Below are 18917 nucleotides of genomic sequence, written 5' to 3'. Positions count from 1 at the left end.
AGCCCCTGTCATCTGCGGTTATTGGTTACGCGTGACGCGCCAAATCGTATTGGCCAAGTCGTCGGCAATGATCAGCGCGCCTTTGGGGTCCACCGTCACCCCCACTGGACGCCCACGGGTCTTGCCGTCGTCGCCGCGGAAGCCGGTGGCAAAGTCGATGGGCTCGCCCGCCGGTTTGCCGTTGCTGAACGGCACGAAGATCACCTTGTAGCCCACTGGGTTGTCACGGTTCCAACTACCGTGCTCGCCGACAAACGCGCCGTCAGCGAATTTTTCACCCATGGCAGGGATGGAGAAATCCACGCCCAACGCGGCCACATGGGAGCCCAGGCTGTAATCGGGTTTGATCGCCGCAGCCACCTTGGCCGGGTTTTGCGGTTGTGCGCGGGGGTCGACGTTCTGGCCCCAGTAGCTGTAGGGCCAGCCGTAGAAGGCACCTTCACGCACCGATGTCAGGTAGTCTGGCACCAGGTCGGGGCCGAGTTCATCGCGCTCGTTGACCACGGTCCACAGTTGCCCTGAGCCCGGTTGGATGGTCAGCGCCGTCGGATTGCGCAGGCCCGTAGCGTAGGGCTTATGCGCACCGGTGGCGGCATCGATCTGCCAGACCATTGCGCGGTCGATCTCCACTTCCATGCCGCGTTCGGTGATGTTGCTGTTGGAACCGATGCCCACATACAGCTGACGCCCGTCGTCACTGACGGCCAATGACTTGGTCCAGTGATGGTTGACCTGCGCCGGCAGGTCGGTGACTTTGACGGGCGGGGCGCTGGCCTTGGTCTGGCCGTCGGCGTAGTCAAAGCGCACCAGTGCGTCCTGGTTGGCCACATACAGTTTGCCGTCGGCGAATGCCAGCCCGTAGGGAGCGTTGAGGTTGTCGGCGAATACCGTCTTGAGTTCATAGGTGCCGTCACCGTCGGCGTCACGCAGCAGCGTAATGCGGTTGCCGCCCTTGACCTTGGTGTTGCCCTGGGCCTTGATCACACTGGCGATCACGTCCTTGGGCTTGAGCTTGGCCGCACTGCCGCCACGGCCTTCGGCCACCAGGATATCGCCGTTGGGCAGCACCAGGGTCTGGCGCGGGATCGCAAGGTCGGTGGCGATGGCGGTGACGCTGTAGCCTTCGGGCACCTTGGGCTTTTGATCGCCCCACGGCGTGGGCTCGGCAATCTTCATGCTCGGCAACAGGCTGCTTTGTTGTTCGGGCAGCTTGGGGTCAGGGCCGCGCGCCTGGGTCTTGTCACCTTCGCCGCCACAGGCACTCAGCAACAGGGCGGCGCTGAGCAGGGTCAGTGTGTTGAGTGGTTTCATCGGGCAGCTCCTGAGCGCAGGTTGGTCAAGCCGATCCAGGTGGCGACAATCGCCAGCACGGTGACGATCGCCGACAGCACCAAGCCGGTGGGCATCATGGCGTAGGCGTCCTTGGCATGCTGGAAGGCATTGACCAAGCCAAGCACCCAAGTGCCCAGCAACAGCAGGAAGTACGCCACCGGGCGCCCGCCCTTGTGTTCGGCACGCACCAGGTTGACCAGCGCAAACAGCAGGGCAAAACCACAGAACACCAAGGCTCCTGCGATAAGCCAGGAGGCGAAATTGGCCCACTGAATCTGGTAGGTCTGGCCGTAGGCGATATCACTGAGCAAGGCCCCGAGAAACAACGGCACGGTGCCGGCAAGCAAAGTCCCGTGCAACGGCCCAGGCCTGACGACGGGGTAAGTGGAGAGGGTAGTCATGTTGGTGGCGGCTCCTTATCGTTCTGCACCCTGGGCTCAGGGCGCGCTGACTTCGCATAGGAAAGGAGCATGGCACTTGTAAGAAAGTTCACTGGGAGGGCGTGTCGAGGTGTGTTTCGATCCGGCGTTCCCCTGCATATGCATAGGTATCTACACAATTTTGGTGCGACGCTGAACCTGTGGCGAGGGAGCTTGCTCCCGTGACGGCCTGACAGCCGACATCTATCTACCTGACACCCCACCATTCAACTGTGGGAGCTGGCTTGCCTGCGAAGGCGGCCTAACAGTCAACACAGTTGGACCGGGTACATATCCGTTATTTAGGTAACGGCCACCTAGGGTTCCGCCCTGACGGCGGCTCACTTTTGAAAAGCGCAAAAGTAAGCAAAACGCTCTTGCCCCACCACTCGGCACCTCGCCTAGGCTCGGTGTGCCCGTAATCCGCCAGTGATTTGGGGGGCCGCCGCCACGCGCCATCCATGGCGCGGGGCGGCTAAACCGGCATCCCTGCCGGTTTACCCCCCAAATCCCTGTCGAATTCCGGCCAACGTGGTTTAACGGGGCGCCTGAGATCAAGATCACAAGCAGAGCAAGAGCGGCTCGCTTCGCATCGTGGTTACCGTCTGCTGCTACAGCCCACAACGTTATGTAGATACCTATGCCTGCATATGTTTACCACAGCGGCTATATGACTCATTCTTCCTGGCCCGACATGAGGAATCGCGTTATGCCCACCCTGCATCTGCTCTGCGGCAAGATCGCCTCCGGTAAGTCCACACTCGCCAAAACCCTGGCCGCCGAGCATGGGGCCATTGTGCTCAGCGAAGACCAGTGGCTGGCCAATCTCTATCCCGGCGAAATCCAGAGCATTGCCGACTACCTGCGCTGTGCCCTGCGGGTTCGTGGGGTACTTGAGCCGCTGGTGATCGATCTGTTGGCGTGCGGCGTCAATGTGGTGCTGGATTTTCCGGCCAATACCCTCGCCAATCGTCAATGGTTACTCGGCCTGGCCCAGGCAGCCAAGGTGCCGCACTGCCTGCATTACCTGGAGCTGGACGATGCCACCTGTCGTGCGCGCCTGCACGCCCGCAACGCCCGAGGTGACCACGATTTTGCCGCCAGCGATGCCGAGTTCGACCTGATCACTCGCCATTTCAGTGTGCCGAGTGAAGAGGAAGGGTTGGTGATTGAGGTGCACCGCCCGTGACTACCCAAAAACCTGCTGGCATCGATGCCGATGGCTATATCCTCACCGTTGCCGATACGCCTATACAACCCGAGTTCCAGCACCTGCTGACGGACATCTGCACGACTTTGTCCCGGCCTGAGCTGGGGCTGCACGGGATTTACCTGTATGGCAGCATTGCACGGGGCGAGGGCGAGGCCGGAGTTTGCGACCTTGACCTTTCACTGATACTGGTCGAACCACCGAATGCGCCGGTGCTTGAACAATTGGAGTCGGCCCGACTCGCTTTGGAGCAACGGCATCCGAGCGTCACCAAGATCGACTTCGACATCGGCCACCGCGCCCAGGTGTTGGCGCCCGAAAACCGAAACAGTTGGGGCTTCTGGCTCAAACATCATTGCCGCTGTCTCTGGGGCGAAGACCTGTCACTGCACGTCGAACCGTTTCGCCCGTCCCGCGCCATCGCCCTGGCGGTCAATGGTGATTTTGAACAGGCGCTCACGACTTACCTGGTGCGCATTGAACAGGCCAGCCCTGAACACACGCGGCTTGGCCTGCAGCGGGAAGCATCACGGGCCTTGATCCGCGCCACCCACATCCTGCGAGCGGAAGATGCGCAAACCTGGCCGCAAACCCTGGAAGACTACGTCGGGCTGTTTGTTCATCATTACCCGACCATGCGCGTGCAAATCGCCTACTTCCTGTTTGAAGCACGCAACCCGAGCGCCGAGTGCGAGGCATTTACGACACGCCTACGGGCGTTTCTGAGCTGGATGGTTTCGGCACTTATAGAAAGGAATCAATCACATGCGTGAACGCAAAGCCGCACGATTACTGGTCATAAACCCTGCACAGCAAGTGTTGCTGTTTCGCTTCGTGCATAAAGACGGCGCCCTGGCCGGCCAGGATTACTGGGCCACGCCGGGCGGTGGCGTGGAGGCCGGGGAGAGCTTCCACAGCGCCGCGATTCGTGAGTTGCGCGAAGAGACTGGGATCACGGTCAGCAGCGTCGGGGAATGTGTAGCAGAGCGCGACGTGACCTTGATGCTGCCCTGCGGCGAAACGGTGCTGGCGGTTGAGCGGTACTTCGTTGTGCATGCGCCCAGCGAGGCGTTATCCAGGGCCGAGTGGACGCTACAGGAGACCCAAGTGATGGCGGATCATCGCTGGTGGTCGGCAGAAGCGTTGCGCGCCACGAGCGATACGGTATGGCCGCAGGCGTTACCGCAAATGCTGGAGGATGCCGGGGTGTTTTAACCGTCCAGGCCGGCAAGCGGTCGCCATCGTGGGTTTGCCCTGATGCATGTCTGCATTGCTCATTAATGACTGGCCAGGATTTCACTCGTTTGGAACACCCTTGCATAGTCCATCGCCAAGTTACTGAGCGACAGTGCATGCACATCCTCTGCGGCCCAGAGCCGCCCCGACAAGTCGGTTTGATCGAAGGTAAAACACGCATCCGCCGCCACGATCACGTCGAACCCCAGGTTGCCGCCCGAGCGTGCGGTGGATTCCACTGAATTGTTGGTGATGACCCCGACGATTACCAACTGCTGGATCGAGCGCAGGTGCAGCCAGCGCTCCAGGCCCGTGGCGCTGAACGCATCTGGTACGTTTTTTTCAACCACATGCTCCTGGGCCAGGGGGTGCAGCGCATCCTGGAACTCACAGCCGGGCTGGCCTGGCCGGAACACTGAAGCGGCAGAGCGGGAGATATGCCGCACATGGATGATCGGGCGTTGCGCCTGGCGCCAGGCATTGAGCAATTGCTGTATGCGCAGCTCGGCGTCTGGGTTGTTGCGGCGGCCAAGGGTGGGATCGGCCATGCCTTTTTGCATATCGATAATCAACAATGCGGCGTTAGTCGCTATCGGTTCCATGGCCTGTCCTGGCAGAGGTGAACATTATCTAACTGGTTGGAAGTTAGCACCGATCGGCAGCCCATACGCAAATCCCTGAGACTTCCCGGCGAAACGCTTCATAATGGCGGCCAATTTGTTTAGCTCGTTATTCTGGTGTGCCCGCATGGAAATTAAGGTCAACTTTCTCGACAACCTTCGGCTTGAAGCCAAGTTCGATGACTTCACGGTCATTGCCGACCAGCCCATCCGCTACAAGGGCGATGGTTCGGCACCGGGGCCATTCGACTACTTCCTGGCTTCGTCGGCGTTGTGTGCGGCGTACTTTGTGAAGTTGTACTGCCAGACGCGCAATATTCCCACCGAGAATATTCGCCTGTCGCAGAACAACATCGTCGACCCGGAAAACCGCTACAACCAGATTTTCAAGATTCAGGTCGAATTGCCCGCAGACATCTCCGACAAGGACCGCCAAGGCATCCTGCGTTCCATCGACCGCTGCACCGTGAAGAAGGTGGTGCAGGCCGGGCCGGAATTCGTGATTGAGGAAGTCGACAACCTCGACGCCGATGCCCAGGCGTTGTTGATGCCCAACTCCACGTCCGCAGCGGGCACCTACATTGCCGGCAAGGACCTGCCGCTGGAGCAGACCATCGCCAACATGTCGGCGATTCTCGCGGGCCTGGGCATGAAGATCGAGATTGCCTCGTGGCGCAATATCGTGCCCAACGTGTGGTCGCTGCATATCCGCGACGCCCATTCGCCGATGTGCTTTACCAACGGCAAAGGCGCGACAAAAGAGGGCGCGTTGGCGTCGGCGCTGGGTGAGTTCATCGAGCGCCTGAACTGCAACTTCTTTTACAACGACCAGTTCTGGGGTGAGGACCTGGCCAACGCGCCGTTCGTGCATTACCCGGACGAGCGTTGGTTCCAGCCGGGCCCCAACGATGAGTTGCCGAGTGAAGTCCTTGATGCCTACTGCTTGAAAGTCTACAACCGCGAGGGCGAGCTGCGCGGTTCACACCTGTTCGACACCAACTCCGGCAACGAAGCCCGTGGCATTGTCTCGCTGCCGTTCGTGCGTCAGTCCGATGGCGAGGTGGTGTATTTTCCGTCCAACCTGATCGAAAACCTTTACGTGAGCAACGGCATGAGCGCGGGCAACACCTTGGCCGAAGCCCAGGTGCAGTGCCTGTCGGAGATTTTCGAGCGGGCGGTGAAGCGCGAAATCATCGAAGGCGAATTTGCGCTGCCGGACGTACCGGCCGAAGTGCTGGCCAAGTACCCGGGCATCCTGGCGGGTATCGAAGGCCTGGAAGCCCAGGGCTTTCCGGTGCTGGTCAAGGATGCCTCCCTGGGCGGTGAGTTCCCGGTGATGTGCGTGACCTTGATGAACCCGCGCACCGGCGGCGTGTTCGCCTCGTTCGGCGCGCACCCGAGCCTGGAAGTGGCGCTGGAACGCAGCCTCACCGAGCTGCTGCAAGGCCGTAGCTTCGAAGGCTTGAACGATCTGCCGCAGCCGACCTTCGAAGGCCAGGCGGTCACCGAGCCGAACAACTTCGTCGAGCATTTTATCGATTCCAGCGGCGTAGTGTCGTGGCGCTTCTTCAGTGCCCAGTCGGATTATGAATTCGTCGAGTGGGACTTCTCCGGCCAGGGCGAAGACTCCAACGCCCAGGAAGCCGCCACGCTGTTCGGCATCCTCGAAGGCATGGGCAAAGAGTCGTACATGGCGGTGTATGAGCACTTGGGCGCTACCGCCTGCCGCATCCTGGTGCCGGACTACTCGGAAATCTACCCGGTGGATGACCTGATCTGGGACAACACCAACAAGGCGCTGTTTTTTCGCGAAGACATCCTCAACCTGCACCGCCTCAGCGAGGAGGAGCTGCAGGCGTTGGTCGAGCGCCTGATAGAAAGTGAGCTGGACGACTACACCGATATCACTACGTTGATTGGCATTGAGTTCGACGACAACACCGCGTGGGGCCAGTTGACCATCCTGGAGCTGAAACTGCTGATATTCCTGGCGCTGAAGCAGTATGAAGAGGCCAAGGAATGCGTAGAGATGTTCCTGCAGTACAACGACAACACCGTTGAGCGCGGCCTGTTTTACCAGGCGATGAACGCGGTGCTGGAGATGGAACTGGATGAGGACCTGGAACTGGCTGACTACGAGGCCAACTTCCGGCGCATGTTTGGCAACGAGCGCATGGACGCGGTGATCGGCTCGGTCGACGGCAGTGTGCGCTTTTATGGGCTCACGCCGACCAGCATGAAGCTGGAAGGCCTGGACCGGCATTTGCGCTTGATCGATAGCTACAAGAAGCTGCATGCGGCACGGGCCAACATTACCCAAGCCTGATACACACTGATCGTTCCCACGCTCCGCGTGGGAATGCAGCCAGGGACGCTCTGCGTTCCCAAGCGTGACGCAGAGCGTCACCGAATGCGTTCCCACGCAGAGCGTGGGAACGATCATGGCGGTTAGATGTGGGCCAAGGCTTGCGCCAGATCGGCGCGCAAATCCTCCACATCTTCAACCCCCACCGACAAGCGCACCAGCCCATCGCCAATCCCCAATTGCGCTCGCGTCGCCGCCGGGATGCTGGCATGGGTCATGATCGCCGGGTGCTCGATCAGGCTTTCCACGCCCCCCAGGCTCTCGGCCAGGGCGAAGATCTTCACGTTTTCCAGAAAGCGCGTCGCGCCGGCCAGGTCGCTGTTCAAGTCCACTGAAATCATCCCGCCAAACCCGCGCATCTGCTGTTTCGCCAGGTCGTGCTGTGGGTGGGATTTGAGGCCCGGGTAGTGAACCCGTGACACTTGCGGCTGTTGCTCCAGCCAGGTGGCCAGGTCCAGGGCATTGCTGCAATGGCGCTCCATGCGCAGCGCCAGGGTTTTTACCCCGCGCAGGGTCAGGAAGGCATCGAACGGCCCGGCGATGGCGCCGATGGAGTTTTGCAGGAAGCCCAGGCGTTCGGCCAATTCAGCGTTATCACCGACAACAGCGATACCACCGATCACATCAGAATGCCCATTGAGGTATTTGGTGGTGGAGTGCACCACGATGTCGAAGCCCAACTCCAGCGGGCGCTGGATCCAGGGGCTGGCAAAGGTATTGTCGGCCACGCAGATAATCCCGCGGGCACGGCAGATGCGGGCCACGGCGCGCAGGTCGGTCAGGCTCAGCAGCGGGTTGCTTGGGGTTTCGACCCAGACCATGCGCGTGTCGTCCTGCAATGACGCTTCAAACGCCGATAAGTCGCTGAGGTCGACATAGCTGAAGCGGTGCCCGGCACTGCGCTGGCGCACCTTGTCGAACAGCCGGAAAGTGCCGCCGTACAGGTCATTGCCCGAGACGATATGCGCGCCAGCATCCAGCAGTTCCAGCACGGTAGAGATCGCCGCCAGCCCCGAGGCAAACGCAAATGCCTGGCTGCCGCCTTCAAGGTCGGCCACGCAGCGTTCCAGGGCGAAACGCGTGGGGTTATGGGAGCGGCCATAGTCAAAACCCTTGTGTACGCCGGGGCTGTCTTGCAGGTAGGTGGAGTTGGCGTAGATCGGCGGCATCAGCGCGCCCGTGGTCGGGTCGGGTGACTGCCCGGCGTGGATCACACGGGTGGCAAACGCGCTTTTATCGGGCTGGCTCATGCAAGGGATCTCCGTAGGTGGTTAAGCAGGTCGACGCGGGTGATCAGGCCATGAAAGCCTGCGGCGTCGGCAATGATGGCGACCAGGCCGCGATCCAGTTCAGCCTGCAGTTCGGCCAGGCTGGCGTTGGGGGCCAGGGTGTGCAGGGTGTTGGTCATGGCGCTGGCGACGGTCATGGAAAAATCTGCGGCGTCGTGGTGCAGGCCCAGCAGGATGTCGGACTCGTCGATGACGCCCACCAGGGTCTGGCCATCGACCAGCACCGGCAGTTGCGACACGTCCGCCAGGCGCATGCGCTGGAAGGCGGTGAGCAGGGTGTCGTCGGGGCTTACGCTGATCACGCGGCCGTCTTCGAAGCGGCGCGCGATCAGATCGCGCAGGTCGCCGTAGTGTTTGTACTGCAACAGGCCCGCGTCGTTCATCCACTGGTCGTTGTAAACCTTGGACAGATAGCGCGTACCGGTGTCGCAAACAAAGGTCACCACGCGCTTGGGCTCGGTTTGCTCGCGGCAGTAGCGCAAGGCCGCGGCGAGCAGGGTGCCGGTGGATGAGCCGCCGAGGATGCCTTCGGCCTTTAGCAGTTGGCGGGCGTGGTCGAAGCTGTCGGCATCGCTGATGGAGTAGGCGTGGCGCACGCTGGACAGGTCGGCGATCGAGGGGATGAAGTCTTCGCCTATCCCTTCAACGGCCCAGGAACCGGGAGTTTCCAGGGTGCGGCTGCGGCTGTATTCGGCCATTACCGAACCGACCGGGTCGGCCAGTACCATGGCCAGTTCGGGTTGCACGCGCTTGAAGAAACGCGTGAGGCCGGTGAGGGTGCCGGCCGAGCCGACGCCTACCACAATCGCGTCCACATCGTGCTGGGTCTGAGCCCAAATCTCCGGCGCGGTACTGGTCTCGTGGGCCAATGGGTTGGCCGGGTTATTGAACTGGTCGGCGAAGAACGAGCCCGGAATACCTTTGGCCAAACGTGCCGCCACGTCCTGGTAATACTCGGGGTGGCCCTTGCCCACATCGGAACGGGTGATATGCACCTCGGCGCCCATGGCCTTGAGGTGCAGCACTTTTTCCGTGGACATCTTGTCGGGCACCACCAACACCACCCGGTAACCCTTGGCCCGGCCCACCAGCGCCAGGCCCAGGCCGGTATTGCCGGCGGTGGCTTCAATGATGGTACCGCCCGGGCGCAAGCGACCGTCGCGTTCAGCGGCGTCGATCATCGCCAGGCCGATGCGGTCCTTGATGGAACCACCGGGGTTTTGCGATTCAAGCTTGAGAAACAGCGTGCAGGGGCCGGTATCGAAGCGGCTGACCTTGACCAGCGGGGTATTGCCGATCAGTTCGAGTACAGCGGGGCGTGAAGGGGTGGGCATGTCGTCTCCTGGTTACGGGATGGGCGCAGGGCGGGGGACAGCAAAAAAACAGCATGGCTTGGAACATAGGCCGGTATCGCCCGTGTCGCAACCGGGCGTCCGTTGTATGACTTTTTTTGCCGCATGGGAGAGGGCGCGCAATCCAGATGTGGGAGCTGGCTTGCCTGCGATGGCGGTGGTGCAGTTGGCATTTGCGCTGCCTGACCCACCGCCATCGCGGCCTCGCTAGGGCTCGAGCGCTCCCACCGTTCAGTTCCCGGCAATGGCGGCTTCGATGGCAGCGATGTCGATTTTGGTCATGGTCATCATCGCTTCAAATGCACGCTTGGCGACGGCAGGATCTTTACTGGTAACTGCATCGACCAACACCCGCGGCGAGATCTGCCACGACAGCCCCCACTTGTCCTTGCACCAACCGCAAGCGCTCGCCTGCCCACCGTTGTCGATGATGGCATGCCACAAGCGGTCTGTTTCCTCCTGGTTATCCGTGGACACCTGAAAGGAAAACGCCTCACTGTGTTTGAACGCCGGGCCGCCATTGAGGCCCACGCAGGGGATACCCAGCACGGTGAACTCCACGGTCAACTCATCGCCCTGCTTGCCAGCCGGGTAGTCGCCAGGCGCACGGTGCACGGCCTTTACTACGCTGTTGGGGAAGGTGTTGGCGTAGAAGGTCGCTGCCGCCAGGGCATCGCCGTTGTACCAGAGGCAGATCGTATTTTTGTTGTTCATCGCAAGGCTCCTCGGGTTGAAAGGTGCATGAAGTCTAGACGATAGCCACAGACGTTCTTCCCCGTCTAAAACCGCTCATCCAGAATCGCCGGCAAGGTGATGTCCTTGACGAAACTCGCCGGCGACAAGCTCAGCGTCATGCGCACCACCCGAACCACGTCGTGTACAGGGATCAATTGACCTTCACCGCGTTGCGCCGCCACTGCGAGCGGTGCGCTCAACGGGTCTTCGGTGTTCAGGTAACCGAGGTTCAGGCAGGTCACGCCCAGGCGTTGATGCCGATAACCTTCACGCAAGGCATCGGCAATCCCGCGCAGCGCAAACTTGGAGGCACCGAAGGCCACCTCCGGGCGGCCACTTTGCGGCAGGCCTGAGGTGGAACCGGTCAGGATGATCCGTGGGTTGGCGCTGTTGAGCAGCACCGGCAGCAGGCGTTTGATCAACAACAAAGTAGAGGTGATGTTGCACGTGACAATGGCTTCGAGTTGCTCATCACTGTCTGCCAAAAAGTGGTACGCCGGATCGAAGGCAAACTCTTCCCAGATACCCAGGTTGTAAATCAGAGTATCCAGCCCGCTCTCGGCTACCGAGGCCTCAATGGCCTGCGCTGCTTTGGCGGGTTCGGCCAGGTTGGCTTCGACCCAGTGCACCTGCACATCAGCCTTGTGGTTGAGCTGGTCAGGACGGCTACGGGATACACCGATCAGCGTATCTCCGGCTTCGCCCAACCCCTCGATCAGGGCCTTGCCCAGGCCTTTGCTGGCGCCAACTACCATGGTTTTCATTACGCGTCTCCTTGACTGAAGAGCGTAGTTATAAGGCAGTTGGGTGGGGTTTTATAGTGTGAGCATAAGGAGCGGGATTAGGCTGACCAATGCTCGCCGGAAGATAAGGCTTTTTTATAGGCGCCATGTACGCTTAACTGACCGGTATTCTGCTAAACGAAATAGGCCTGCCATGCAACAACAGGAGACATTGATATCACACATCAACGAATTCTTACCTGGGATTGACCAAACGCTGTCCGCGGCAGGAGTTGAGGTAAGTGAACGTTCGATGAAGGCTGCAATGTTTTTTGTTGATCATCTCGTCCTAGATGTAGAAGGTGATACGAAAGAAAACTATCTGCTCAAGTCCTGGTTTAAGCCGATATTCGGCCACATACAATATTGGTATGAAAAACGTTATGGGCAGACGAAGGTTCATCCCAATCGCTTCTTGGCAGGAGTCTTAAAACATCACGGCGCGTTTTTCCTTTTACATATTCCGCTGACAGTCGCCAAGCCTCAGGGCGATGGAACGTGCTGGGTCACATCTGCGAAGGATGTGCTTCCAGGAGAGGATCCTGCGTCTTGGATGACTAACGGTCCATCGCTGGAGCAAATGCCCCCGAAGCAGCTAGCGGCACTCCGAAAAGAGGCCACGAACACGGCGACACGACTACGCGGTATCAGAAATCACCTAATGACTGCGGATCTGCCTGTTGTGGCTGTTAGAGCAATGGCTAACTCTGTTTTGCGCCACCTTGACAAAGCAGCCGCTGACCTTAGTGCTCCAGGCCCGGAGGCATTGTCGCTCTCCGTTTGGGACCTTCATATGGCGTGTGAAAAGGTCATGAAGGCGTATCTGAATCAGCAAGGTATCCCATATGAGCAAACTCATAATCTCCGCGATCTTGTTGCGACTTCACCGAAAACGCATGATTGGTCTGCAGTAAAAACGGTACTAGGACACTTTCCGTCGGAGCAACGCGTGATGAAGTGGCGCTATCAGGAAGGTGGTGTTCCCTCTTTGAACGATTTATGGCGCTTCTACGACGTCGCCTTGGAAGTGTGCTCAATCTATGCTGCTAGGATGAGCAGGCGTTTTCTCTTGGACAACTTTTCCGTACAGATACGACGCCCTCCCTGGCTAGAAAGTGACTAAAACGATGAGCAGACGATAGCGGGATGATTCAGAACTGGAATAGTTGGCTGTCTGTCTAGATGAGCTTAAAAAAGCGTTTCTTCATACCTTTATAACTTTCCGGCAGGTGCGTAAATCTGCCCGCCGCGAACGCCAGCTCAGCCCCAATACCATCAGCAAGCCCAGGCCCGCCATCAGTGCGCCTGCCAGGGATATGGCCGGGTAGCCCAGCCCGGCATTGATCACCGCGCCACCCAATGCCGCACCAATCGCATTGCCAAAATTGAACGCACCGATGTTCATCGCCGAAGCCAGGTTAGGCGCGTCTTTGGCGGCCTCCATCACCCGCATCTGCAGCGGCGGCACCAGGGCAAAGCTGGCAGCGCCCCACAGCAGGATCGACAGCGCAGCGGGCAGCGGCCATTGCATGAGCACCGAAAAGGCCAACAGCACGGCAATCAACACCACCAGCGAGATGATCAAAGTGCGGTCCACTGAGCGGTCCGCAGATTTGCCACCCCACACATTGCCCAGGGTGAGCCCGATTCCGAACAGCACCAGCATTCCAGTGACGAAGTTGGTCGAGGCATGGGTGACATCGCGCAGAATCGGCGCGATGTAGGTGAATACCGTAAACATCGCACTCGAGCCCACCACGGTCAGGGCCAGCGCGGCCAGCACCGGCCCGCGCCCCAGCACACGGATTTCCGCCATCAGCCCGCCGCCTTTGGGTGCCGGCGCATTGGGCAAGGCCCACCACAGCGCCGCCATGACCACCGCGCCAAGCCCACTGATGCCCCAGAACGCGGTGCGCCAACCAAAGTTCTCGCCAAACCAGGTCGCCAGGGGTACGCCGCCAATGGTTGCCAGGGTCAGCCCCATGAACATCGCCGCCACAGCCCCCGCGCGCTTCTCGGGCGCCACCAGGCTTGCGGCCACGATCGAGCCAATCCCGAAGAACGCTCCGTGATTGAGCGACGTCACCAGCCTGGCGATCATCAATGTCTGGTAGTTGCTGGCCAACGCCGACAGCAAATTACCCAGGGTAAAAATCGCCATCAGCCCTATCAGCAGATAACGGCGGGGCACCCTGGCCGTCGCCAGGGTCATGATCGGCGCGCCAATCAACACGCCCATGGCGTAGGCGCTTACCAACAGCCCCGCAGCAGGAATGGAGACGTCAAGATCAGCGGCGATACCGGGCAACATGCCCATAGGGGCAAACTCTGTGACCCCGATGCCAAAGGCACCGACGGACAATGCTACAAGGGGGGGATTGATACGCATGGGTGACTCCTCATCTGTGAGCCAAATGCTACAATCCTGCCTTTTGCAGCAGTAGCCCTTGGTTGGGAACTACAGCTTTGCGCAGGAGGCACAAATGGACATCGGCGGGCGTTCGGGAGAGATGGAAGTGTTCACCATGGTCGCCGAGCACGGCAGCCTGTCGGGCGCGGCCAGGGCCTTGGGGCTGACCCCATCGGCCATCAGCCGCATCATTACCCGCACCGAACAGCGCATCGGCACCCGTCTGCTACTGCGCACCACCCGCGCCATCACCTTCACCGCCGAAGGCGAAGCCTACCTGCGCGGCGCCCGACGCATCCTCGCCGACATGGCCGAAGTCGAAGACGCCATCACCGACCAGGGCGCCCCACGCGGACGCTTGCGCGTCAGCGCCGCACTGGCCCACGGCCGCATGACCATCGTCCCCCTGATCGCCGCCTTCAGCGCCCGCTATCCCGCCATCGTCGTCGACCTGATGCTCGGCGACGAAGTCGTGGACATCCTCGGCGGCCAAGCCGACGTCGCCATCCGCTTCGGTCCCCTCGCCGACAGCCCTCTGACTGCTCGCCTTATCGGCTCTACCGGGCAGGTTATCGTTGCTTCACCGGACTACCTGGCACGGCATGGCACCCCCGTGACGCCGCAGGATTTACTGCAACACAACTGTCTGCGCTTCAACTTCCGTAGGGCGGCGCCGGATTGGCCGTTTCGGGTGGAGGGGCGGGAGTTTTCGTTGAAGGTGGCGGGGACGATTGAGGGAAATAGCGGCGAGGCATTGGCGCAGTTGGCGAAGCTGGGGGCGGGGGTGGCGAGGATTGGGGCGTTTAGTGTGGTGGAGGAGGTGAGAAGGGGGGAGTTGGTGGTGTTGTTGGAGGAATTTAATCCTGGAGATGTGGAACCGATTCATGCGGTGTTTGTGGGGGGAGGGGCGATGCCGGCGCGGGTTAGGGCGTTTGTGGATTTTTTGGTGGAGAGGCAGTGCGTGTGATACGGAAACAATACCGGGAGTTCTTGTATAGGGGTAGGGGGTATGCCTATACTACCTCCAACATAGGTAGGGGGGTATCCCGTGGGCCATATCGCAGCAAACAAAGACGATCTTCTCAAACGCGTAAAACGTATCGCCGGGCAAATCCAGGCGGTTGAACGGGCATTGGAATCTGACCTCGATTGCGCCAAGACACTGCATCTTGTGGCTGCCACTCGTGGCGCCATTAACGGCTTGATGGAAGAAATCATCGAGGAGCATGCGCGCGAGCATGTTGCGAACCCTGGGCTCAGTGAAGAGGAGCGCAACAAGGGTGTCGAAGAGCTTCTTGAAGCTATTCGCCGTTACTCCAAATGAAAACCTCTGAGCTCACCCTCATGAATAACACCAGCATCAACTACACACACGATCATGTGTTCCTCGGTTCAGCACACGACGAAAATGCCAAGCGCACGCTTTGGGTGGTGGCGCTGACTGTGGTGATGATGATTGGCGAAATCACCGCCGGGTATATCACGGGCTCAATGGCGTTATTGGCTGATGGCTTTCACATGGCAACCCATGCTGGCGCTTTGGGCATCGCGGCGGCTGCTTACGCATATGCTAAACGTCACGCGTCCAGCCAGCGGTACAGTTTTGGTACGGGAAAGGTAGGGGAGCTGGGCGGGTTCGCTTCGGCGCTGATTCTCGGTTTGGTTTCCCTGGCAATTGGCGTTGAGTCAGTCATGCGTCTTCTACAGCCCACGCAAGTACAGTTCGGCACCGCTACGCTCATCGCCATTGCCGGTTTGATCGTCAATATCATCAGTGCCCTGCTACTGGGTCATGGGCACGATCATGATGACCATGATCCGCATGCTCATCATGGAAACGATAACAACCTGCAATCAGCGTATATCCACGTCATCGCAGACGCGCTGACTTCTGTTCTGGCCATTGCCGCACTTCTGGCCGGGCGCTATCTCGGCTGGGTATGGCTGGACCCGGTCATGGGCATCGTGGGGGCTCTGGTGATCGCGCGTTGGGCATGGACCTTGATGGGAGTTACCGCAGGCGTATTACTGGATCAGACCGATGCGCACGTTGCCGAGGAAATTCGCGAACTGGTCGAGAAACCGGGCGATGCCACTATCACGGACTTGCATGTCTGGCGGGTTGGACCGCAAGCCCATGCCGCCATCGTCAGTGTCGTGGGTAAGGCCAGTACGAATGCAGAGAGTATTCGTGAGCGACTCAAGCTGGTTCATGAGGTCAGTCATCTGACGGTCGAATTCCGATCAGGCTGATTCAATGCCTCCCGTTGCTATGGGTGTCTCGGTAGTGTCGCTTTTTAAGCTTGCTGAAACGTTTCATCGAGTTTATAAATCGCAAACAACTCCAATAAAGGCGCCCATCATGACCCCCCTAAAACTCCTCGTTACCCTCAGCGCGCTTTCCGCTGCCTCCCACGCCATGGCCTGGGATTACGTGCTGCTGGACACCGACAAAGCCGCCCAGAACTGGCAGGTCACCAGCCAGCAACTCGGCATCCAAACCGATAAGCCCTTCAGCGTTACCCTACGCACCCTGCACGGTGGTCGGCAGGAGGGCGTGAGCATCGTCGATATCGATAACGGCACGATGAAGCTCTCGGTAGTGCCGACACGTGGCATGAACGTGTTGCAGGCGTCGGTCGGCGATGTGCGCATGGGCTGGGATTCGCCGGTCAAGGAAGTGGTGAATCCGTCCTTTATCGAACTCAATGGCCGTGGTGGTCTGGGTTGGCTGGAAGGTTTCAATGAGCTGGTTACTCGCTGCGGCTACGAATGGGTCGGGCACCCTGGTATCGACAACGGTGAGCTGCTGACCCTGCACGGGCGGGCCGCGAATATTCCTGCGAATAAAGTCACCCTGCATATCGATGAAAAACCGCCGTACGCGATCACCCTGCGTGGCGAGTTGAAAGAGCAGGCGTTCAAGAAGGTCGATTTCTCTGTTGCGACCGAACTGGTCACCGAGCCTGGCAGTGTGGTGTTCGCCCTCAACGACACGCTGACCAACAATGGCGATTATCCGAAGGAATACCAGGCGCTGTATCACAGTAACTTCAGCACCCCGTTCTTGGAGCAAGGCGCGCGGTTCGTTGCGCCGGTGAAGCAGGTGTCGCCGTTCAACGACAAGGCCAAGGGCGAACTGGCCGATTGGCAAACCTATCGCGCACCGACCAAGGACTATGACGAAACGGTTTACAACGTGGTGCCGTATGCCGATGCCAAGGGTGATACCTTGACGGTGTTGCATAACAAGGCCGGCAGCCTGGGGGTTTCGGTGGGTTTCAATACGCAGACACTGCCGGTGTTTTCCCTGTGGAAGAACACCGATACCCAAGGGCAGGGTTATGTGACGGGGCTGGAGCCGGGGACGAGTTTTTCCTATAACCGTCGTTATCAGCGGCCACTGAACCTGGTGCCTACGATCGGGGCGAAGGAATACAAGCAGTTCCGTATCAGCTACAGCTTGTTGGCGGATAAGGCGGCTGTTGATAAGGCTTTGAAGCAGGTCAGCGAGATTCAGGGTGGGCGGGAGACTGAGGTGCGGCAAACGCCTTTGGTGGATCTGACCAAGGGGTGACATTGGCTGGAGCCTTCACGCGGGCCCCGGCGTTCTTCATCGACGCCGGAACCCGCGCCCTGCAACTGTCATCGATGGGCATGCATACTGAAATAACCGTATTTCAGGAGCCTATCCGTGATTCGCAGAGCATTACCCGCCGACGCAAAGGCCATTGCCCAGGTGCATATCAGCAGTTGGCAAGACGCCTACCGTGACCTGATGCCCGCCCAGTTCTTGAGCGGATTGCAAGTAACGCTTGCTCGGCGCGAAGCCCATTGGGCTCGCTCGCTTGCCTCGGGTGAGTCGACGGTATGGGTTGCCGAGGTGGGCCAGCAGATTGTCGGCTGGATATCCGTTGGCGCCAGCCGTGACGAAGACGCCGTGCAGGCCAATGCAGGTGAGGTCATGGCCATCTACGTGCTCGCCGAGCATTGGCACTCCGGCGTCGGGCTGGCCTTGTGGAATGCCGGCCTGCAAGACCTGTTGGCGCAAGGCTATGAGCGTTTAACGCTGTGGGTCTTGGCCGGTAATGAACGGGCTATTCGATTTTATCGCCGGGCGGGGTGTGTCGAGGAGGCCGGGACTGAGCGCCATCTTGAGAGGGGCGGTGTGGCGCTGGTGGAGGTGAGGTATGGTTTGCGGTTGAGATAGCATAGGTATCTACGCAACTTGGGCATCAGTTGAATCGTCGTCGGCTGCCCGGCCGCCTTCGCGAGCAAGCCCGCTCCCACATTGGTCATGCATTGCCGTCAAAATCAGTGCCAGGCACAGATCCCCTGTGGGAGCGGGCTTGCCCGCGAAGGCGGTGTGTCAGTCACTGAATTTTCAACTGAACCACCGCCATCGCAGGCAAGCCAGCTCCCACATTTGGATCGCGGGGCACAGCTCGATCGGCGTCGGCTGCCAGGGGCGCTCCCACCGCGGTTACGCCCTGCGCGCAGTCAACAATACCGCCGCGGCCGCTGACAACAAACCTGCGCAGCAGCGATTGAACAGGCGCTTGCCCTTCGGCTCGGCAAACCAGCGACGCATATGCAGGCCCATATAGGCGTAGGCACTGATGGCGACCCATTCCAGGGCCAGGAACATCACACCCAGCAGGGCAAATTGCGCGGTGATGGGTTGGCCGGGCACCACGAATTGCGGGAGGAAGGCGGTGAAGATCAGGATCGCCTTGGGGTTGCCCGCGGCCACCAGAAATTCCTGCCGCGCCAAGGCCCACAGGCCTACCTTGCTCGTCGCGGTTTCTACCTGCTGCGGGTCTGCGCGCCATAGCTGATATGCCAAGTAAAACAGATACGCCGCGCCGAGAATCTTGATCCCGTAGAACAACAACTCCGAGGTTTGCAGTACCACCGCCAAGCCAGCGGATGCGAGGGCGATCATGCCGGCGAAGGCCAGCAGGCGGCCGAGACCGGCGAGGCAGGAGGTGCGGTAGCCATAGCGGGTAGCGTTGCTCACGGATAGCAGGTTATTGGGGCCGGGGGCCATATTCAGGGCGAAGCAGGCGGGGAGGAAGAGGGCGAGGGTGGCGAGGTCCATGGCGGCTCCGGGTTGGCAGGTCGGGGAGTCTTGAGGATAAACAGATGAAGCGCGGTTTAACACTCC

The 18917-nt window shown here is 59.9% G+C and carries 19 protein-coding genes; 10 read left to right on the top strand and 9 right to left on the bottom strand.

All coding sequences use genetic code 11. The features are described from left to right. Positions 1–18: 18 nt before the first annotated feature. A complete protein-coding gene (locus tag AB9N64_RS04590; protein WP_058411000.1) occupies positions 19–1311 on the bottom strand; it encodes a sorbosone dehydrogenase family protein in 1293 nt (430 codons plus the stop codon). Continuing rightward, positions 1308–1733 carry a DUF2231 domain-containing protein gene (locus tag AB9N64_RS04585; RefSeq protein ID WP_014718637.1) on the bottom strand — a complete coding sequence of 142 codons (426 nt, stop codon included), beginning with the start codon at positions 1731–1733 and terminating at the stop codon, positions 1308–1310. The genes AB9N64_RS04590 and AB9N64_RS04585 overlap by 4 nt, the downstream gene beginning before the upstream one ends. Positions 1734–2460: 727 nt before the next feature. Between AB9N64_RS04585 and AB9N64_RS04580 the strand changes: the two genes are divergently transcribed. Genes AB9N64_RS04580 through AB9N64_RS04570 form a run of 3 tightly spaced genes read left to right on the top strand, consistent with a single transcriptional unit; the run spans position 2461 to position 4176 of the window. After that, positions 2461–2940, top strand: a complete 480-nt coding sequence (locus AB9N64_RS04580) for an ATP-binding protein (RefSeq protein WP_019817164.1) — start codon at positions 2461–2463, stop codon at positions 2938–2940. Continuing rightward, positions 2937–3734, top strand: a complete 798-nt coding sequence (locus AB9N64_RS04575; RefSeq protein WP_166405674.1) for a nucleotidyltransferase domain-containing protein — start codon at positions 2937–2939, stop codon at positions 3732–3734. Before AB9N64_RS04580 ends, AB9N64_RS04575 begins: the two co-directional genes overlap by 4 nt. Beyond that, a complete protein-coding gene (locus AB9N64_RS04570; RefSeq protein WP_014718634.1) occupies positions 3727–4176 on the top strand; it encodes an NUDIX hydrolase in 450 nt (149 codons plus the stop codon). Before AB9N64_RS04575 ends, AB9N64_RS04570 begins: the two co-directional genes overlap by 8 nt. Positions 4177–4238: 62 nt before the next feature. On the opposite strand, the gene AB9N64_RS04565 is transcribed toward AB9N64_RS04570, so the two are convergent. Continuing rightward, positions 4239–4799 carry a cysteine hydrolase family protein gene (locus AB9N64_RS04565; RefSeq protein ID WP_014718633.1) on the bottom strand — a complete coding sequence of 187 codons (561 nt, stop codon included), beginning with the start codon at positions 4797–4799 and terminating at the stop codon, positions 4239–4241. 145 nt (positions 4800–4944) lie between these two features. Here AB9N64_RS04565 and AB9N64_RS04560 point away from each other — a divergent pair, with 145 nt between their 5' ends. Next, the gene (locus tag AB9N64_RS04560; protein ID WP_371360000.1) at positions 4945–7143 is read left to right on the top strand and encodes an OsmC domain/YcaO domain-containing protein; all 2199 of its coding nucleotides are present in this window, start codon (positions 4945–4947) and stop codon (positions 7141–7143) included. Between the two features lie 122 nt (positions 7144–7265). Here the strand turns inward: AB9N64_RS04560 and AB9N64_RS04555 are convergent, their stop codons facing one another. The 4 genes from AB9N64_RS04555 to AB9N64_RS04540 form a co-directional block, all read right to left on the bottom strand. Further along, positions 7266–8432, bottom strand: coding sequence for a cystathionine gamma-synthase (locus AB9N64_RS04555; RefSeq protein ID WP_019817159.1), 1167 nt, complete (start codon positions 8430–8432; stop codon positions 7266–7268). Continuing rightward, a complete protein-coding gene (locus AB9N64_RS04550) occupies positions 8429–9805 on the bottom strand; it encodes a pyridoxal-phosphate dependent enzyme (protein WP_019817158.1) in 1377 nt (458 codons plus the stop codon). The genes AB9N64_RS04555 and AB9N64_RS04550 overlap by 4 nt, the downstream gene beginning before the upstream one ends. A 249-nt stretch (positions 9806–10054) precedes the next feature. Continuing rightward, positions 10055–10537, bottom strand: coding sequence for a VOC family protein (locus AB9N64_RS04545; RefSeq protein ID WP_019817157.1), 483 nt, complete (start codon positions 10535–10537; stop codon positions 10055–10057). 65 nt (positions 10538–10602) lie between these two features. Then, positions 10603–11322: an SDR family oxidoreductase gene (locus AB9N64_RS04540; protein ID WP_019817156.1), complete on the bottom strand. Its 720-nt coding sequence runs from the start codon at positions 11320–11322 to the stop codon at positions 10603–10605. 172 nt (positions 11323–11494) lie between these two features. On the opposite strand from AB9N64_RS04540, the gene AB9N64_RS04535 reads away from it, so the two are divergent. Continuing rightward, positions 11495–12463 carry a hypothetical protein gene (locus AB9N64_RS04535; protein WP_019817155.1) on the top strand — a complete coding sequence of 323 codons (969 nt, stop codon included), beginning with the start codon at positions 11495–11497 and terminating at the stop codon, positions 12461–12463. 81 nt (positions 12464–12544) lie between these two features. Here AB9N64_RS04535 and AB9N64_RS04530 read toward each other — a convergent pair whose 3' ends face one another. Next, entirely contained in the window at positions 12545–13729 is a 1185-nt protein-coding gene (locus tag AB9N64_RS04530) for an MFS transporter (RefSeq protein ID WP_200601169.1), read from the bottom strand. Positions 13730–13823: 94 nt separating this feature from the next. Between AB9N64_RS04530 and AB9N64_RS04525 the strand changes: the two genes are divergently transcribed. From AB9N64_RS04525 to AB9N64_RS04505, 5 genes are all read left to right on the top strand, one after another. Continuing rightward, positions 13824–14717, top strand: a complete 894-nt coding sequence (locus tag AB9N64_RS04525) for a LysR family transcriptional regulator (RefSeq protein ID WP_166405677.1) — start codon at positions 13824–13826, stop codon at positions 14715–14717. Between the two features lie 81 nt (positions 14718–14798). Next, entirely contained in the window at positions 14799–15074 is a 276-nt protein-coding gene (locus tag AB9N64_RS04520; RefSeq protein ID WP_014718626.1) for a metal/formaldehyde-sensitive transcriptional repressor, read from the top strand. Positions 15075–15094: 20 nt separating this feature from the next. Further along, positions 15095–16003: a CDF family Co(II)/Ni(II) efflux transporter DmeF gene (gene dmeF / locus AB9N64_RS04515; protein ID WP_166405670.1), complete on the top strand. Its 909-nt coding sequence runs from the start codon at positions 15095–15097 to the stop codon at positions 16001–16003. A 109-nt stretch (positions 16004–16112) separates the two neighbouring features. Continuing rightward, positions 16113–17327 (top strand): aldose 1-epimerase family protein, encoded by a 1215-nt coding sequence (locus AB9N64_RS04510; protein WP_166405669.1) that lies wholly within the window; start codon positions 16113–16115, stop codon positions 17325–17327. Positions 17328–17444: 117 nt separating this feature from the next. Then, on the top strand, positions 17445–17960 hold the full coding sequence (locus tag AB9N64_RS04505) for a GNAT family N-acetyltransferase (protein WP_032902439.1): 516 nt from the start codon (positions 17445–17447) through the stop codon (positions 17958–17960). Positions 17961–18233: 273 nt separating this feature from the next. Here AB9N64_RS04505 and AB9N64_RS04500 read toward each other — a convergent pair whose 3' ends face one another. Then, the gene (locus tag AB9N64_RS04500) at positions 18234–18851 is read right to left on the bottom strand and encodes a LysE family translocator (protein ID WP_032902438.1); all 618 of its coding nucleotides are present in this window, start codon (positions 18849–18851) and stop codon (positions 18234–18236) included. Positions 18852–18917 lie beyond the last annotated feature (66 nt).

Source organism: Pseudomonas sp. KT_2_4, from assembly GCF_041410225.1.
Lineage (GTDB): Bacteria > Pseudomonadota > Gammaproteobacteria > Pseudomonadales > Pseudomonadaceae > Aquipseudomonas > Aquipseudomonas paracarnis.
Note: the sequence above shows the minus strand (reverse complement) of the source record. Positions and strands in the feature narration are given on the sequence as shown.